The organism is Ruegeria sp. CJ9 (assembly GCF_056536625.1).
Genome location: NZ_JBQFPY010000007.1, coordinates 185,535 through 202,091, shown reverse-complemented (window position 1 = coordinate 202,091; position 16,557 = coordinate 185,535). Strand labels below are relative to the sequence as shown.

General features: G+C 58.9%; 16 protein-coding genes and 1 tRNA gene. 7 read left to right on the top strand and 10 right to left on the bottom strand.

Annotated features, from left to right (window positions below; all coding sequences use genetic code 11):
• Entirely contained in the window at positions 1-915 is a 915-nt protein-coding gene (locus ACR0AJ_RS15920; protein WP_480648259.1) for a Hint domain-containing protein, read from the top strand.
• Here the strand turns inward: ACR0AJ_RS15920 and modC are convergent.
• Genes modC through modA form a run of 3 tightly spaced genes read right to left on the bottom strand, consistent with a single transcriptional unit; the run spans position 912 to position 3,481 of the window.
• Entirely contained in the window at positions 912-2,009 is a 1,098-nt protein-coding gene (gene modC / locus ACR0AJ_RS15915) for a molybdenum ABC transporter ATP-binding protein (protein WP_170506829.1), read from the bottom strand. The genes ACR0AJ_RS15920 and modC overlap by 4 nt on opposite strands.
• Positions 2,006-2,698: a molybdate ABC transporter permease subunit gene (gene modB, locus ACR0AJ_RS15910; protein ID WP_170350469.1), complete on the bottom strand. Its 693-nt coding sequence runs from the start codon at positions 2,696-2,698 to the stop codon at positions 2,006-2,008. Before modB ends, modC begins: the two co-directional genes overlap by 4 nt.
• Before the next feature lie 3 nt (positions 2,699-2,701).
• On the bottom strand, positions 2,702-3,481 hold the full coding sequence (gene modA, locus ACR0AJ_RS15905; protein ID WP_480689721.1) for a molybdate ABC transporter substrate-binding protein: 780 nt from the start codon (positions 3,479-3,481) through the stop codon (positions 2,702-2,704).
• A 217-nt stretch (positions 3,482-3,698) separates the two neighbouring features.
• Here modA and ACR0AJ_RS15900 point away from each other — a divergent pair.
• Positions 3,699-3,774: transfer RNA gene (locus ACR0AJ_RS15900), tRNA-Val, on the top strand.
• A 145-nt stretch (positions 3,775-3,919) separates the two neighbouring features.
• Entirely contained in the window at positions 3,920-4,918 is a 999-nt protein-coding gene (locus ACR0AJ_RS15895) for a LacI family DNA-binding transcriptional regulator (RefSeq protein ID WP_170350473.1), read from the top strand.
• On the opposite strand, the gene ACR0AJ_RS15890 is transcribed toward ACR0AJ_RS15895, so the two are convergent.
• Together ACR0AJ_RS15890 and ACR0AJ_RS15885 are read right to left on the bottom strand one after the other, a co-directional pair.
• Positions 4,919-6,052: a Gfo/Idh/MocA family protein gene (locus ACR0AJ_RS15890; protein WP_480741317.1), complete on the bottom strand. Its 1,134-nt coding sequence runs from the start codon at positions 6,050-6,052 to the stop codon at positions 4,919-4,921.
• A gap of 38 nt (positions 6,053-6,090) precedes the next feature.
• Entirely contained in the window at positions 6,091-7,194 is a 1,104-nt protein-coding gene (locus ACR0AJ_RS15885) for a Gfo/Idh/MocA family protein (RefSeq protein ID WP_170377599.1), read from the bottom strand.
• Positions 7,195-7,306: 112 nt separating this feature from the next.
• Between ACR0AJ_RS15885 and iolC the strand changes: the two genes are divergently transcribed.
• From iolC to ACR0AJ_RS15865, 4 genes are all read left to right on the top strand, one after another.
• Positions 7,307-8,287 (top strand): 5-dehydro-2-deoxygluconokinase, encoded by a 981-nt coding sequence (iolC, locus tag ACR0AJ_RS15880; RefSeq protein ID WP_170551425.1) that lies wholly within the window; start codon positions 7,307-7,309, stop codon positions 8,285-8,287.
• Positions 8,288-8,296: 9 nt separating this feature from the next.
• Entirely contained in the window at positions 8,297-9,133 is an 837-nt protein-coding gene (locus ACR0AJ_RS15875; protein ID WP_480648255.1) for a 5-deoxy-glucuronate isomerase, read from the top strand.
• A complete protein-coding gene (locus ACR0AJ_RS15870; RefSeq protein ID WP_170350482.1) occupies positions 9,130-9,969 on the top strand; it encodes a class II fructose-bisphosphate aldolase in 840 nt (279 codons plus the stop codon). Before ACR0AJ_RS15875 ends, ACR0AJ_RS15870 begins: the two co-directional genes overlap by 4 nt.
• Before the next feature lie 73 nt (positions 9,970-10,042).
• The gene (locus ACR0AJ_RS15865) at positions 10,043-10,849 is read left to right on the top strand and encodes a hypothetical protein (protein ID WP_480741314.1); all 807 of its coding nucleotides are present in this window, start codon (positions 10,043-10,045) and stop codon (positions 10,847-10,849) included.
• Between the two features lie 11 nt (positions 10,850-10,860).
• Here ACR0AJ_RS15865 and iolB read toward each other — a convergent pair whose 3' ends face one another.
• From iolB to ACR0AJ_RS15840, 5 genes are all read right to left on the bottom strand, one after another.
• Positions 10,861-11,667: a 5-deoxy-glucuronate isomerase gene (iolB, locus tag ACR0AJ_RS15860; RefSeq protein WP_480741313.1), complete on the bottom strand. Its 807-nt coding sequence runs from the start codon at positions 11,665-11,667 to the stop codon at positions 10,861-10,863.
• A gap of 24 nt (positions 11,668-11,691) precedes the next feature.
• Entirely contained in the window at positions 11,692-12,873 is a 1,182-nt protein-coding gene (locus tag ACR0AJ_RS15855) for a phytanoyl-CoA dioxygenase family protein (RefSeq protein ID WP_170350488.1), read from the bottom strand.
• 49 nt (positions 12,874-12,922) lie between these two features.
• Positions 12,923-13,822: a myo-inosose-2 dehydratase gene (iolE, locus tag ACR0AJ_RS15850; RefSeq protein ID WP_170350489.1), complete on the bottom strand. Its 900-nt coding sequence runs from the start codon at positions 13,820-13,822 to the stop codon at positions 12,923-12,925.
• Positions 13,819-15,651 (bottom strand): 3D-(3,5/4)-trihydroxycyclohexane-1,2-dione acylhydrolase (decyclizing), encoded by a 1,833-nt coding sequence (gene iolD / locus ACR0AJ_RS15845; protein ID WP_170350491.1) that lies wholly within the window; start codon positions 15,649-15,651, stop codon positions 13,819-13,821. Before iolD ends, iolE begins: the two co-directional genes overlap by 4 nt.
• Positions 15,652-15,738: 87 nt before the next feature.
• Positions 15,739-16,557 (bottom strand): ATP-binding cassette domain-containing protein, encoded by an 819-nt coding sequence (locus ACR0AJ_RS15840; protein WP_170350493.1) that lies wholly within the window; start codon positions 16,555-16,557, stop codon positions 15,739-15,741.

Genomic DNA, 16,557 nt, shown 5'->3' with positions numbered 1-16,557 from the left:
ATGGTTTCGATAGCAATTACGGGTGAAATAACCGGCGATGTGACCGGCAACCCTCCGAACCAGGCTATGGGCGATCTGGATCTGGACAGCAACGTCCCCATTTTGTCGGAAACATGGGTTATCTCTTCGCCTCCGGCTTTTGGAACTGCCAGCGTCGACCCAAATACAGGCGAATGGACCTATACAGTTGACCCGGCGTTTTTTGACAGCCTGGACGACAATCAAATCGTCACCGATACCTTCACCATTCAAGTGACCGGTGAGTTCGGCACTTTTCTTGGGCCTTTCCCTTTCGACCTGCAGCAAGAGATCACGATCACCATCGAAGGGGTGTGTTTTACCGCTGGCACGCTGATCGAAACCCCGGGTGGTGCGCAACTAATCGAGGCCTTATCAGTTGGCGATAAGGTGCTGACCGCAGATCACGGCCCGCAACCGATCCGATGGATCGAAAGCAGCGTACTGCCACCCGAGCGATTACGGGAAAATCCCGCCATGCGGCCTGTCAGGATCAGCGCGGGCAGCCTTGGCCCAAATACGCCCAGCCGGGATTTGCTGGTGTCGCAGCAGCACCGCGTTCTGATCCGCGGTCCCAAGGTCGATTTGCTGTTCGGCACGCCCGAGGCTCTGGTCGCGGCCAAGCATCTGTGTTCCTGGCCAGGGATCGATATTGAAACCTCTGACGTGGCCGTCGAGTATTTCCACATTCTGCTGGACGAACATGAAATCCTGACCGCCGAAGGCGCATCGGCTGAAAGCCTGTTTCTGGGTGAGGAATCCTTGTACTCGCTGTCATCCGAGGCATTGCAGGAATTGGCGGCGATATTCCCCGATACCGCGCCCCCTGATGGGAATGGCTTCGGTCGCGCCGCCCGTTTGGTTCTGCGTGAATTCGAAGCGCGCGCGCTGATTTAAGACGGGGTCAGCCTGCCGCCCACATCCTGCGGAGCCAGGGCAACGGTCTTGATTACCGCAAAACAGGACTTGCCCGGTTCCAACCCCAAAGCCGCGACAGAACGGCGGGTCACGCGCGCCAAGATCGGCCCTGCGGACGTTTGCAATGAGACGATGGCGCCCGGCCCGCCGCCCGCGCGGATGGTGTCAACCGTCCCTTCCAACATGTTCAACGCCGACAATCCATCAGGCCGCTTGCTGGACAGGATCACCTCTTGCGCGGGAATACGGATTCGAAGGTCTTCCCCTACTTGATGCGGGATACGTGGCAGGAACAGGCGTGCACCGCCGGCCTCCAGCTCGGTCAACCCATCCGCATGATGTTCCTGAACCCGCACATTCAGCACCGCGCCCACAGCGCGAACCCCGGCCGGAGCCACGGACGGGTCAGCCATAACTTCTGAGGCCGGGCCATGCCGCACCACTTTGCCATCCTGCAAAGCGACGACAGAGGTGGCCAGCCGTGCGACCTCGGCCGCGGAATGGGTGACGTACAGAATGGGCACTGAAACCTCATCCCGCAGCCGTTCGAAATAGGGCAGGATCTCAGCCTTGCGCGCCTCGTCCAGCGCGGCCAGCGGCTCGTCGGCAAGGATCAGGCGCGGGCTGGCCAATAGTGCACGCCCAATGGCGACTCGCTGCTTTTCTCCGCCCGACAAGCCCGCTGGACGGCGATCCAGCAGATGCCCAATGCCAAGCATTTCGATCACTTTGTCCGGGTTCTCGCGGCGCGCGCGCTTTGGTGCGAACCAGCGACCATAGGCCAGATTTTGGCGCACTGTCAGATGCGGGAACAGGCGACCTTCCTGAAAGATATAACCCAACCGCCTGCGATGCGGCGGTAACCAGAGGTCCTGTTCGGTATCAAATAGTTCCCACCCATCAACGGCAACACGCCCGGCTTTGGGCCGCAGAAGTCCCGCCACGGCATTGACCACGGTGGTCTTGCCCGACCCCGACCGCCCGAACAGAACCGTCACCCCCAAGGGCGCGTCAAAGCTGAGGTCCAGCTTGATATCGGGCAGGTCATGCTGCAGGCGGACAGACAGCCTCATGACCCGGACACCCGAGCGGCGGCGCGACGACCAATATATTCCGACAGTAGCAGTGCGCCCATGGCAATGATGATTGAAATCACAACCAGTCGGGTCGCTGCCCCCTCACCGCCGGGCACCTGCAGGAAGGCATAGACGGCTGACGGCAAGGTCTGTGTCTGGCCGGGAATGTTTGAGACAAAGGTGATCGTGGCGCCAAATTCGCCCATTGCCTTGGCGAAAGCGAGAATACTGCCCGCGATCACACCGGGCAGGATCATTGGCAGGGTCACGGTCGCAAACACAAAGGGCCGCGACGCGCCCAAGGTCGCTCCGGCCTGTTCCAACTTGGGGTCTACCGCCTCGATCGACAGACGAATAGCGCGCACCATCAATGGAAAGGCCATAATCCCCGCCGCCAGCGCCGCTCCGGTCCAGCGGAAGGCGACCACGATGCCGAACTCCCCCAGTAGCCTGCCCATCGGCCCCTGAATCCCGAATGTCAGCAGCAGCAGATACCCGGTTACAACCGGCGGCAGGATCAGCGGCAGATGCACCAACCCATTCAGCAATTGACGACCGGGAAACCGCCAGCGCGCCAGCGCATAAGCCACGAAAATGCCAAAGGGCAATGTCACCAACGTCGCCCAGAAGGAAACGCGCAGCGACAATCTCAGCGCTTCAATTTCTGCGGGCCCCAACCATCCCATGTGTCAGCTGCCCGGCAGGGTAAAACCCTGTTCTGTAAAGATGGTTTGGGACGTATCCGATTGCAGGTGGTCCAGAAACGCCCGTGCCTCAGGCCGCGCCGAAGTGGTTACGGCAGCGGGGTAAATGATCGGCGGGTGAAGCTCTGACGGGAACGAGGCCACGACCTTCACCCGATCTTCAACCTGCGCATCGGATTGGTAAACGATCCCCAGTGGCGCCGCCCCTGCCGCGACCAGCGCGAGCGCCGCGCGCACGTTGTCAGTCTGGGCGATCCGAGGTTGCACGCCCTCCCACAGCCCCAGGTTTTGCAGGGCCGCCTTGCCGTAGATACCCGCAGGCACCGCATCGACCAGCGCCATGGCCAGATGCCCGCTGCCCAGCCTTGCAATCAAATCGGTGTCCGGCTGAATATGCCCGATCTGCGCCTGATCCGACCCACCGATCAGAACCAGCCCATTGCCCAACAGATCCACGCGCGAGGCCACGTCGATCAATCCCTGATCCTGCAGAACATCCATCCAATCCACATTGGCGAAAATGAACACATCTGCGGGCGCGCCCAACTGAATCTGCCGCGCCAACACTGACGAGGCCGCATAGGACACCGTCACCTGATGCCCTGTTTGGTGCTCGAATATCGGTGCGATCTCATCCAACGCGGTTTTCAGACTGGCAGCCGCAAACACCAAAACTTCTGCCGCGCTGACCCGGAGCGGTGCCAGCGTTACAGTGCCAAGCACCAGGGCCGCGATTGCGCATCGGCGGGCAAGGGACAGGATCATATGCTCTCGCGTCAGGAAGGTTGCGTCCCTTCGGAGATATCTGAGGCAACCGGGGGCACGCAAGCGTCTTTCCCATACGATCAGGGCCAGCCTGCGGAAAATGAACAAGACTACCGGGGCCTGCGATACACTAGGGCGGATTATCCGGTATTGAGGTAAAGAAATTGTGCCGGACCCTCTTGCACCCGCGCGCAGGCTTGGCTACATGCAGCGTCACGGGTGATTAGCTCAGTTGGTAGAGCGCTTCGTTTACACCGAAGATGTCGGGAGTTCGAGTCTCTCATCACCCACCATTCTCCCTCTGCTTCCACAAATACCACGGACTCGGTGTTATTTGACTCTCGGCCTTGCAACCGATTGCAAAATATAGCTGTTGGCGCATACTATCTGTTTCATGAAATTGCTGATCAGCTTCCCCCCTAACCGTGGGTGCCAGTCATGAGTGTCACCTTGAAAGATGTTGCTGCCCTAGCGGGTGTGTCACGCTCGGCCGTGTCGCGGACCTTTACCGAAGGTGCCTCGGTTTCGGCAAAGACCCGCAGCAAGGTTGAAAAAGCCGCCAAAGAGTTGGGCTACAGCCCCAATGCGCTGGCGTCGTCGCTGACAACCGGGCGGACCAAGCTAATCGGGCTAATTTCCAACAACTTTCACAACCCGATCTTCCTTGAGGTTTTCGACCAGTTCACCCGCGCCCTGCAGGAGCGCGGGCTACGACCCCTGATCGTCAACCTGACGGACGAGACTGAACCGGCCAATTCGGTGCGGATGCTGCGGCAGTATTCTGTGGATGCCGCCATCGTCGCCTCATCGACCCTGCCGCCCAGTTTTGCCAAGGCGTTCCATGATGCTGGCGTGCCGGTGGTGCATACGTTTGGCCGCTCAGCCACGTCGCCCGAAGTGCATGTGGTCGGAATCGACAACGTCGAATGCGGGCGCATGGCGGCGCGGGAATTGCTGGCGCGCGGGTATCGGCGCGTGGGGTATCTGGGGGGGCCAAAAGATGCGACCTCGGCCATGGACCGATATCGCGGCTTTATGGAAGAGGTCGAAAAGCACCCCGAACTTGATGTGTCCCACTCATTCGCGGGAGCCTATTCGTTCGAGGCTGGACGTGCCGAGATGTTGCGACTGCTGGCAGGTGCCCCGGCTGATGGGTATTTTTGCGGTGACGACATTCTGTCGGTTGGGGCGCTGTCCGCCTTGCGCGACCACGGGCTGAAACCCGGCGAAGATATCGGCATCATTGGCCTGAACGACATGGAAATGTCGCGTTGGGAGAACATTGACCTGACCACCATTCATCAGCCGATCAAGCAGATCATCACCTCGTCCGTCGATCTGGTTGAAGAGATGCTGAAAGATCCCAAACGCTATCCCGAAGCGCGAATTTTCCCCTGCCGGGTGATCGAGCGGGGCACATTGCGGCCCCGCCCCTGATTATCGGAACATCGGCGGGCGCGCATCTTTCCACGCGCCGTCTTCTTTGCCTGATGCGACTGCCGCGTGGACGGCAGCAATCGAGCGGACGCCGTCTGAAGCGCCGGGCAGGCCGTCACGGGTTTCTCCGCGGATCGCATCGGCCAGATCGCAATAGATATTGGCGACGGCCAGGGGGAACCCTTCGGGATGCGCAATCGCCACGCGGGACAGGCGCTGCACCTCATCATGCAATCCACCCTCACCCTTTTCAATGATCTGAGTACGCCCCCCCACGGGTGTATAAATCAGCTGGTTGGGCTGTTCCGAGTGCCATCGCACTCCCCCGATTTCGCCAAACACCTGAATGTCGAACCCGTGCTGCCGCCCGATTGCCACGGATGAGGTCCACAGGCGGCCGACTGTGCCGCCCTCCATTCGGAAATTCACCATTGCATCATCCTCCAGCTCGCGGCTTGGGATGGTCGAGGCCATATCGGCGGACAGTGTTTTGACCTCGTCATCGCAGATGAAACTGGCCATATGCAGCGCGTGGATACCGCAATCAGCGAATTGCCCAGATACACCCGCCATGGCCGGATCATACCGCCAACGGACGCGCGGGTTGTCGGCGTCGGTGGCGTCGCCGTGGTGGCCATGGCTAAAATTAGTCACCACCAAGCGCACTTTCCCAATGTCGCCAGCCCGCACCATTGCACGGGCCTGCCGCACCATTGGATAGGCGGAATAGCAATAATTCACTGCACAGATCTTGCCCGAAGCCTCGGCCACGCTGACAATCTCTTCGCCCTCTTCCACGGTCATGGTCATCGGCTTTTCGCACAGCACATTGAATCCGGCTTCAAGAAACGCCTTGGCAATCTCGAAATGGGTTGAGTTTGGCGTGGCAATTGTCACCAGATCAATCCGGTCCTCGCGCCCTTTTTCACCCGCCAGCATTTCCTGCCAATCGCCATAGGCGCGGTCCGCAGCAACACCCAGCCGTCGGGCATATTCCCGACCCACATCAGGGCGGTGATCCAGCGCGCCCGCGGCGAGTTCGAACATCCCGTCCGCCAGCGCTCCCAAACGGTGCGCAGGCCCAATCTGGCTGCCTTCGCCACCACCGATCATGCCCCATCTCAGCTTTGCCATGGTTCTTGTCTCTCTTCAGGTTTTTTACGGTTGCGCGATCAGAAATCGCTTATGTTTTGCCATTGCCGCCGCTCGGACGAGGCCAGCGCTGCAGCCAGCACCCGGTTGACCTCATGCCCGTCTCGGAAGGTGGGCCAGATCGGTTGGCCGGCATGAATGGCTTCAAGGAAATCCTTGGCCTCAATGATAATCTGATCCTGATATCCTGTGCCATGGCCAGGGCCCTGACAGAAGGGTTCGTAGTCCGGATGTGCAGGACCGGTCAGGATCTTTGTGAAACCGCGATGCGCCTCGGGGCCTTCGCGACGATAGAACCACAGGGCGTTTTGGTCTTCCTGATCGAAACGCAGCGCGCCTTTGGTGCCCGAAATCTCATACGCATAGCCCATTTTACGCCCGGTTGAGATTCGGCTGACATAGATATTGCCCATCGCGCCATTTTCGAAACGGCACATGATCTGAGCATGGTCGTCATTGGTGACTTTTCCGCCGGGACGGGTTTCGTGGACGGTTTCAACCTCGGCCATCACTTCGGCAATCGGCCCCATCAAGGCCAGCGCCCCATTGACCATATGTGGCGCTAAATCGCCAATGGTGCCGTTGGCCATACCCGTTGTGCGCCACGTGGCCGGGGCATCGGGGTCGGCGTAGAAATCCTCGGTATGTTCACCCCGAAACCAGGTGACCTCGCCCAATTCACCGTCGGCAATCAGATTCCTTGCAAATTGAGTGGCAGGCGTGCGGACGTAGTTGAAACCAACCATGTTTGTGACACCAGCCGCTTCGGCCGCGGCAACCATGGCATCTCCATCAGCCATCGACGCGCCAAGGGGTTTTTCGCACAGGACCGGCTTGCCCAATGCAAAGGCCGCCTCGGCAATCTGACGGTGGGTTTCCTGAGGCGAGGCGATGACCACGGCCTCGACCGCCGGGTCCTTGACCAGCGCCTGCCAATCCCCAGTCGCGCGCTTGAATCCATAGGCCGCCCGATAGCGTTCGGCACTTTCAGGGCTTGAGGCACAGATCATTTCCAGACGCGGACGCAACGCGGTGTTAAACACCGCACCTACTGCTGACATCGCGACGGAATGAGCCTTGCCCATATAGCCGCCACCCACAATTCCAATTCCGATTTCAGGCATCTGTCACGGCTCCGAACATACTATTTGCAACCGGTTGCAAAATGAGTATCGTGTGAATCGATTCAACGCAAGGTCCAAACTTTGCCGACCCCACTTTGCCGGAGGACATGACGTGAGCGCTTTGATAGACGGTATCAAAGGTAATCGCTTTGCCGTATTGGGGCGTGCAGGCATGGACCTGTACGCAGATCCCATCGGTGTCAAAAGCGAAGATGCTGATACCTTTCACGCCGATCTGGGCGGGTCTTCCGCAAATATCTGCGCCGGTTTGGTCAAGCTGGGCAGTCAGGCATCTCTGATCACATCAGTCTCGGATGATGCGGTGGGGCGGTTCTGCCTTAACAAACTGCGCGATTACGGCGTGGACACATCCTATATCCGCGTTCTGGGCGGTGAATACCGCATGTCGCTGGCCGTCTATGAAAGCCGAATCGAGAATTTCCAGAACGTCATCTATCGCAATGGCGCAGTCGATTTTCAGGTCACCGACGAAGATATGGACAGGGTTGATTTCTCGGCTTTCTCTGCTGTGATCTCGGCTGGAACCGTCTTTGCCGCCGAACCCTCGCGCAGCGCCACGTTCCACGCCTTTGACAATGCCCGCGCCGCTGGTCTGCCGATCATCTTCGACATCGACTATCGCCCCTACAGCTGGCCCTCGCCCGAGGTTGCCGCGGATGTGCTGTCGCGCGCGGGTGACGCCAGCGATCTGATCGTCGGCAATGACGAAGAATTCGGCTTCATGGCTGGCGGTATCGAAAAAGGGTTCGCAAAAGCCAAGGAACTGGCCGAAAAACCCGGCCGGATCGTCATCTACAAGATGGGCGAGAAAGGTGCCGTCACGCTGGTAGACGGTCAGGAAATTGCCACCGGCATATACCCCGTCACCGCCGTCAAACCCAACGGCGCGGGCGACAGTTTTATGGCTGGCCTGCTGGCCTCGATCGCGGCGGGGCATTCACTGAAAGACGCCGTGATGCGCGGCTCGGCTTGCGCATCAATCGTGGTTTCGCAACCAGGTTGCGCCCCCGCCATGCCCACAACACCCGAGCTGGACGCATTCCTTGCCGCCCATCCCGGCCCGACCGCATAGGAGACCCCAATGCATATCGCACCCTATGACAATCAGAACAAACCCATAGTCGATGCCGACGACCCGATGGTGCCTTTGAACTATTTCAACATCGTCAAACTGAAAAAAGGTGAGGCGTTCGAATATCAGGTGCCGGGGTATGAAACCTGCATCGCCCCCGCCACCGGCAGCGTGGATGTCGACGTTGAAGGCGTACAGTTCCCCAGGCTCGGCAACCGGGGTGAAGACGTCTGGGATGGCGAGCCCGAGGGCGTCTATGTCCCCGTCGGCGCCAAGGCTCAGATGGTCTGCGTCTCGGATCAGGCCGAAGTGTTCATTGCCGGGGCCAAATACGACAAGGTGCTGGACCCGTTCGACGTGCGCGAACATGACCTTGTGCAATATGGTAGCGACGACACTAAAACCCATCGCAAAATCAAGCACATCCTTGGTCAGAAACAGCATGACAAGGTGGGTCGCCTGCTGGTCAGTGAGCTGTTCACCGTGGGTCAAGGCGGTTGGTCCGGATTCCCCAGTCACAAGCACGACACCAACCGCCTGCCGGAAGAGTCGCGCCATGACGAGACCTATAACTTCCGCTTCAAGCCCAATTGGGGCTCGGGCCTGCAGATGTTGCAACGCGAAGATAACAAACCCGGCGATGCTTATCACATCGTCGACGGGTCCACGATTTGCATCGACAAGGGCTATCACCCTTGCTGCGTCCTGCCGGGGTATGAGATGTACTATTTCACCATTCTCGGCGGTCTCAGCCAGAGGTCTCTGGTGCAGTACTTCCAACCAACCCATGCCTACCAGATCGAGACTATTCCGGGCATCAAAGACATGATTGCAAAGTTCAAATGACCCTTGTCACGCTGAAAGACGTTCTGTCCCCTGCTTATGAACAAGGTTATGCCGTGGGTGGCCTGGTTACGCTGGGCTGGGAAGACATGCGCGCCTATGTGGCCGCGGCCGAGGCTGAAAATGCGCCGGTAATCCTGCAAGCGGGCCCCAGCTGCCGCGAACACACGCCGTTGCCTGTGCTGGGCAAGATGTTCCGCCATCTGGCCGAAAACGCCTCGGTCCCCGTCGTCGCGCATCTGGACCACGGCTATACGTATGAGGACTGCAAAATCGCGCTGGACAGCGGGTTTACATCGCTGATGTTCGACGGGTCGCGCAAGCCACTGCGGCAGAACATCGACGAGACCGCCGCGATTGCCGAAATGGCCCACGCGGCGGAGATTTCATGCGAAGGTGAGATCGGCTTTGTCGGCTATTCCGGTGGCGAAGGGTCAAATGGTACCGACCCGGCCGAGGCCGCGCAGTTCGCACGTGAAAGCGGTGTGGATGCGATGGCGATTTCTGTCGGTAACGTCCATCTGCAGCAGAACAAGGAAGGCGGCCTAGACGAAGACCGCATCCACCAGATCGACGCCGTGACCGACGTGCCCTTGGTCATTCATGGTGGTTCCGGCGTGCCGGTTGAACAGCGCGCCCGCCTGGCCCGCGAGACCTCGATCTGCAAATTCAATATCGGGACCGAGCTGCGCATGGCCTTCGGCGCCGCCCTGCGCGAAGCCGTAAACAGCGACCCCGAAAGGTTCGACCGGGTCACCATTCTAAAAGAAACCCACGACCCGGTCGAAGCCGCCGCACGGCTCGTGATCCGGGCCTTCGGAGCGCCGCCGCAAAGTTAATATCAGAGCATCTAACATATTGCTTCAAAAAGAGGATTTTGCGCTCCATGAATAATCCTGTTATTCGTGAGGTATGCAACAAAACGCCGAACGCTTCCTCAATAAGCTCTTGCGGGGCATTTCAACTGACCACATAGAAACTGTTAGGGATGCATGGCGGGCATTACTTTCTGATAAGGAAGAGGCCGTCCCGGTCATAAAGAAAAAACTCAACTCCAATGCCTGGAAAAACAATCCTCCGGGTCCTTTACCAAAGTACTTTGGTATCCTGTTGGCGCTGCTAAGCGAGATGGACGGCGACGCGTTCCGGCAGGAAGTCATGCGGCTGGGACCGATCAAACTGCATCCAGTTCATCGCAGAACGCTGAACCTTTTGGCAAAACGGCTGGAAGATGCACCTTCAGCCTATTTGGCCGAAACCGTTCCGGTATTCATTGCCGATGACGTCGCAAATTCGCGTCGCGTCATTCGTAACCTTCAGCGTTGGAACAAAACCAAAGGATTGTCGTTAAAGGACGTGACCCGTATCGACGTTATCGCCGAGCGGCCTGAGCTTGACTATCTGGGCAGGTACAACCTGTTCTTCTCCGGCATTGTGCTGACCCAACCAACGATCCAACTCAAAGGTCTGATTAGTTGGATTGAAACACTCAACAATGAAGTCACCTTTTACCACGAGGTCGGCCATCACGTTCTTGGGCACAGTGAGGGTGGACAGGTGGCCGAGCAAGAAGAGGAAGCCAACGCCTATGCCCGGTCCATGATCCGCGCGTCGAGACCGGTTTTCTTTTTCGTTGTGGACGTGTTCAAAAAGCCACTGAAGCTGGCCCTCAAACCCTTATTTCCGCAAAGCAAACGTAACTCAAAGCGCGCCGCGTAGACCGATCGGACCTACCCGTCGCGCTCCATGATCCATTCAACCTCGGGAGCGGGTACAAACCGCCACTTGCGTAAAGGTCCGGCCATGACGTTCAGATAGTACATCTCAAACCCATAAGGTGCGCCGCACGGGTGATGGCCGCGCGGGACGGTCACGACGTCGCCGTCTGAGACTGCCATCGTCTCATCCAATTGACCGTCATCGGTATAGACCCGCTGAATGCCAAAGCCGTTGGCCGGGTTCAGGCGGTGGTAGTAGGTCTCTTCCAAATAGGTGATCCGCGGGTAATCATCTTCGTCATGTCGGTGGCTGGGATAAGATGACCAGTGCCCGTTCGGCGTAAACACCTCGGTCACCAGCAGACTGTCGGCATAATCCTCGGCTTCCATCGCGATGTTGTTGATATAGCGCGTGTTCACCCCTTTGCCGCGTTCGGTCAGAGTGATGCCATCAGGACCGATCCGCCGCGCCGCGTGCCCACCTATTCCCGGAGCGGAGCAGACGGCGATGACGCAATCGGTTTCGGCGATGGCCTGCCACTCAGTTCCGTTTGGCAGATACAGGCAGTGCGGCGGGGTCTTCTCAAAGACATTCATCCGGTCTCCCAGAACACCCCAATCCTGGCCGGCGCCAGTGATCTGCGCCTTGCCCTCGACCACGACCAAAATGACCTCGCGCTCACCAGTGGCCTCAGCCGCCTTATCCCCTGCGCGCAGATGATAGAGTCCGAACCCGACATACTGCCAACTCGCACTAGCCGGGGTGATGTCATGGACCTTGCCATGGGTACCGAAGGGTTTCTTAAGCAGGTCTGCCATTTTAGCCTCCTTGATGTTCTTGCTTCAGGCAGCTTGCCTTGTGTGCAGGGCGGATAGCGCCTTGGCCAGAATTGTTTCGGTCCAACCCTCGACCACGGCCCTTCGCAGGATATTGGCCTGACTTTCCGGCGCGTTGCCTCCGATCGGAGGGTCTGTGTCCAGATTTGTCGGAAACGGGTAGCCTTCCGCTGTGGCGGCGATGGCGGCGTCCAGTTCTGCTCCTGCCAGCTCGCCGCGCTGTTTCAGGGCAATGAGAGAGGGGAAAACCTCCAGCGCCATGGCGCGGCGATCCACCGCCTCCATCGCACGCCCGAACGCGGATGAGATTTGCAGCAGGTTGGCCATCCTGTGGATGTCGGCGCTGCTGTTTTCACCCGCCGCGTGAAACAGCGCCGGGTTGAAAAACACTGCATCACCTTTTGCCAGTGGCAGTTGAACATAATTGTCTTCGAAATGATCCTGATGGGCGGTATCGTGAAACGCCAGATATCCTGATGGGTAAAGCTGTGAGAAAGGCAACAGCTTTGTCGGCCCACTTTCCACTGGCATATCACAATGGGCAATCGCCCCCTGTAACGTCAGCGACGCAGTCACAAGATGGGCATGGGCCGGGTACTGGGCGGCACTGTCCGCGCTTTGAAACCCAAGGTGGTAATCCCTATGCGCCTGCTGCGCTTTACCGCCTGGACGCACCTGATTGACCTGCGCGGTGAGCTGATAGTTCGGGCCTAACCATGCCTCGCACGCTGCCGCAATCGCGGTGTTCCCGAAATACAGCGCAAAGCCTTCGGGGTCGCGAAGGCACTGCTTTTGCAGCGCGTTCCAGATCCGATCATTCGCGCCCGAGACCGCGAAGTGATCGCCCTCGCCCGCCCCGCTTTGGCGTTCCTCGTCGATAAGCTCTCGGAAGATTTCGGTGGCGCGGTCGATGATAGAAGTATCCAAATACGCCCCCTTGAGGGCGATCACGCCAGCGGACTTGTCCAGCACCCAAGCCCATTCCGCCAGCACTGCCCGGCGCGTATCGGGCCGTTCCAATGCCGGGCGCAACGCCTGCATGTCATAAACAGGAATGTTCTTTTCAACCGACGCGGCAAGGGGCACCGCATCGGCCAAAAGGCTTTGCGAGGTCAACACCTTAAACTCATCCAGATCACAGGATTCCCGGTCGAAATAGCCGACATATCCGAGGTCTTGATTTACCATGACTTTTTCCTTTCTCATGGCTTTTGGTGTTGCTCTCTTGGGCAGCGTGTTACGCCTTGATCTTCAACCCTGCCGTTCCGCACACGTCCACAATGTGGTCGTAACCCATCTTGGAGTATTCAGAAGGTGGCGCCTTGGCTGGGTCCTGTTCCGCCTCGACCACGATCCAGCCGTCGTAGTCCATCGCCTTCAGCGCGTTTGCGATCGCCTGGAAATCAATGCAGCCGTCGCTGGGCACGGTAAAAGCCCCGGCGATAACGGCATCCAGAAAACTGCGGTTGTTTTCGCGCGTATCCTGCACCACGGCGGGCCGGATATCCTTGAAATGCACATGATGCACCCGGTCGCCCCAGCGGTTCAGGGTGGCCAGCACATCGCCGCCGCCAAACAGCAGGTGGCCGGTGTCAAAGCATAGCTTCACCTCGGGGCCCGACCCCTCCATCAGCCAGTTCACCTCATCTTCGGTTTCGATGATCGTGCCCATGTGATGGTGATAGGCCATCGTCATGCCCTGATCGCCCATCCACTTGGCCAGATCGGTGATCTTAGCCGCATAGGCCATAACCTCATCTTTCGACAGTTTGGGGCGGTGGTTGACCGGCGTTCCAATCTGCCCCTGCACGGTGTTCGAACACTCGGCGTAAACGATGCACGGACTGTTTAGGGCTACGAATTGCTCGACCTGCGCGCGCACAGCTTCGCGTTCAGTTGCAAAGTCATTGACCAGCGACGCGCCCGAGCACCAGCCACCGCACAGCGCAATGTCGTTGCCGTCGAGATAGGCGCGCAAACCTTCGGTATCGCTGGGCATTCGCTGGCCCCGTTCGACGCCTGTATAGCCGATCTCACGCGCCTCTTTCAGCGCCTGCTCCATGGTGAAGGCCGCAGTAATGTCCGGCAGGTCATCATTCTGCCAGGCGATCGGAGAGATTCCGATTTTTACGCTCATTTCGTGTTTCTTTCCTTGATAGCAACCTCGTAGGCCGCCCGTTTTTCATTCACTTCGGGGCGGATGCTGACCTCGGGAACGGCCACTTCCCACCATGTTCCGCCATGTTCGGTCGAGGGGTACGGATCAGTGTCGATAACCACCACATTCGGCCCCTTGATCTCGCCGCGTTTAGCCAGCGCCTCCTCAAGCTCGGCAATCGAGCTGACCTTAACCGAAGTCGCCCCCATCGCCGCCGCATGGGCAGCAAAGTCGATGGCAGATGGCGTTTCGTGCACCGCATGATCCAGCAGGTTGTTAAACTCAGCCCCGCCCGTGCCCATCTGCAGCCGGTTGATACAGCCAAACCCGCGATTGTCGGTGATGACGACCGTAAACGAAATTCCCATCATCGCTGCCGTCGCCATTTCCGAATTCGCCATCATATAGGTGCCGTCGCCGGTAAAGCAGATCACATCACGTTCCGGTTGAGCCATCTTGATCCCCATGGCACCAGCGATTTCATAGCCCATACAGCTGAACCCGTATTCCATGTGATACGAACCCGGGCGCGGCGCTTTCCACAGCTTGTGCAACTCACCCGGCATGGTGCCCGCCGCACACATCACAACGGTGTCGTTGTGCGAGGCGCGTTGAACCGCACCCACCACCTGCATGTCGGTCGGCAGAGCGTTGCCGTCCCCCGGCGCATCGGTCAGCTTATCGACCTTGCCAAACCATTCAGCCTTCAGCGTGTCGGCCACCGGATCGACACGGTATCCTTGCAAGGCCGTGCCCAGCTCTTGCAGCCCGACTTGCGCGTCGGATTGCAGTGGCATGGCGCCGTGTTTTTCGGCGTCATAGGCAGCTGTGTTCAGGCAAATCGTCTCACGTTCGGGATTCGAGAACAGGCCCCATGAACCTGTGGTGAAATCCTGCAACCGCGTGCCGACTGCCAGAACCAGATCGGCGGCGGCACAAACGTCATTGGCGGGCTCACCGCCAGTGACGCCAACCGGCCCTAGATTCAAAGGGTGATCCCAGGCCAGTGCCGATTTACCAGCCTGCGTCTCGGCAACGGGGACGTTGTGCGTCTCAGCAAAGCTTTGCAGTGCATCGGTCGCGCCCGAGTAATGCACCCCACCCCCGGCAACGATAACCGGACGCTTCGCCGCTTTGATGGCCGCGACGGCACGGGCCAGTTCGCCTTCATCCGGGCGGATACGGCGCTGGTACCAGACCCGCGGCTCAAAAAAGCTTTCGGGATAGTCATAAGCTTCGGCCTGCACGTCCTGACAAAAGGCCAATGTTGCCGGTCCGCAATCGGCCGGGTCCGTCATGGTGCGGAAGGCACGCGGCAGTGCGGTCAGCAGATGTTCGGGGCGCGAAATACGGTCATAATAGCGGCTGACCGGGCGGAAACAGTCATTGGCGCTGACGGTGCCGTCGCCAAAGCTTTCGATCTGTTGCAATACCGGATCGGGTCCACGCGTGGCGAATACATCACCGGGGACGATCAGAACCGGCAGGCGGTTCACATGCGCCAGCGCGGCCGCTGTCACCATATTGGTCGCGCCCGGCCCGATCGACGAGGTCACTGCCATCGCCCGGGTACGCCGCATCTGCTTGGCATAGGCAATCGCGCAATGCGCCATGGTCTGCTCGTTATGGCCGCGATAAGTGGGAAGGGTGTCTTTGACAGCGTGCAGCGCCTCACCCAGACCTGCCACATTGCCGTGGCCGAAAATGGCCCAGACACCAGCGATGAACGGCTCTCCGGCCTCGTTCATCTGCGCACCCAGATAGCGCACCAAAGCTTGCGCTGCGGTCAGTCGGACTGTTTTGCCCATTGTGATCCCTTTCAACACAAGGCCGATTTGGCCAAGCCTGCAATTTTGTTTGATGTCGGGCCGTGGGCCCAAAATGGGGGAACGGGGTTAAACCGTTCCGCCCAAGGACCCTTCCAGTTCGGCCAGTTCCTGACCGCCTGCCATCAGGTCCTGCAACTCTTCTGGCGTGATTTCCCCGCGCCGTGCAGTGCCCAGCGTCTTGCCCCGGTTCAACACGGTAAAGCGGTCGCCCACAGCCAGCGCGTGACGCACGTTATGGCTGATGAAAACAACGCCTACCCCTTGACTGCGCACCTTGTCGATGGTCGCCAACACGTTCGAGGTCTGCCGCACACCAAGGGCCGAGGTCGGTTCGTCCAGGATCAGAATCTTGGCGCCGAAATGAACCGCCCGAGCAATGGCCACCGTCTGACGTTCACCGCCCGACAAGGTACCCACGGCCTGATCGGGACCACGCAAGTTGATGCCCATTTTTCGCATCTCTTCCATAGTGATTTCATCGGCCAGTTTCTTGTCGAAGAAATTGATCCCCGCGACTTTGCGCGTTGGTTCGTTCCCCATAAAGAAGTTCCGGCTGACGCTCATTAGTGGGATCATCGCCAGATGCTGGTGTACGGTGGCAATTCCCGCTGCAATCGCATCACGCGGATCTTCGAAATGCATCGGCTTATCTTCAAAGAAAATCTCGCCTGCGGTGGGCTTGTGTACGCCCGACATGGTCTTGATGAAGGTCGACTTGCCCGCGCCATTGTCGCCCAGCAAACAGTGGCATTCGCCGGAACACAGATCAAAGCTGACACCGGCCAGCGCAATCACCGAACCGAAATGCTTTTGAATGTCGACCATCCGAATAATCGGTTTCTTGGCCTGCGCGTCGCCGTGGTGGAACTTGGTGTCTTCGGTCAT

Coding starts and splice junctions, on each gene's coding strand:
- ACR0AJ_RS15920 (WP_480648259.1), top strand. CDS start 1: ATGGTTTCGATAGCAATTACGGGTGAAATAACCGGCGATGTGACCGGC.
- iolE (WP_170350489.1), bottom strand. CDS start 13,822: ATGAGCGTAAAAATCGGAATCTCTCCGATCGCCTGGCAGAATGATGAC.
- ACR0AJ_RS15870 (WP_170350482.1), top strand. CDS start 9,130: ATGACCCTTGTCACGCTGAAAGACGTTCTGTCCCCTGCTTATGAACAA.
- modC (WP_170506829.1), bottom strand. CDS start 2,009: ATGAGGCTGTCTGTCCGCCTGCAGCATGACCTGCCCGATATCAAGCTG.
- ACR0AJ_RS15875 (WP_480648255.1), top strand. CDS start 8,297: ATGCATATCGCACCCTATGACAATCAGAACAAACCCATAGTCGATGCC.
- modA (WP_480689721.1), bottom strand. CDS start 3,481: ATGATCCTGTCCCTTGCCCGCCGATGCGCAATCGCGGCCCTGGTGCTT.
- ACR0AJ_RS15840 (WP_170350493.1), bottom strand. CDS start 16,557: ATGACCGAAGACACCAAGTTCCACCACGGCGACGCGCAGGCCAAGAAA.
- ACR0AJ_RS15895 (WP_170350473.1), top strand. CDS start 3,920: ATGAGTGTCACCTTGAAAGATGTTGCTGCCCTAGCGGGTGTGTCACGC.
- modB (WP_170350469.1), bottom strand. CDS start 2,698: ATGGGATGGTTGGGGCCCGCAGAAATTGAAGCGCTGAGATTGTCGCTG.
- ACR0AJ_RS15855 (WP_170350488.1), bottom strand. CDS start 12,873: ATGGTAAATCAAGACCTCGGATATGTCGGCTATTTCGACCGGGAATCC.
- ACR0AJ_RS15890 (WP_480741317.1), bottom strand. CDS start 6,052: ATGGCAAAGCTGAGATGGGGCATGATCGGTGGTGGCGAAGGCAGCCAG.
- ACR0AJ_RS15885 (WP_170377599.1), bottom strand. CDS start 7,194: ATGCCTGAAATCGGAATTGGAATTGTGGGTGGCGGCTATATGGGCAAG.
- iolB (WP_480741313.1), bottom strand. CDS start 11,667: ATGGCAGACCTGCTTAAGAAACCCTTCGGTACCCATGGCAAGGTCCAT.
- ACR0AJ_RS15865 (WP_480741314.1), top strand. CDS start 10,043: ATGCAACAAAACGCCGAACGCTTCCTCAATAAGCTCTTGCGGGGCATT.
- iolD (WP_170350491.1), bottom strand. CDS start 15,651: ATGGGCAAAACAGTCCGACTGACCGCAGCGCAAGCTTTGGTGCGCTAT.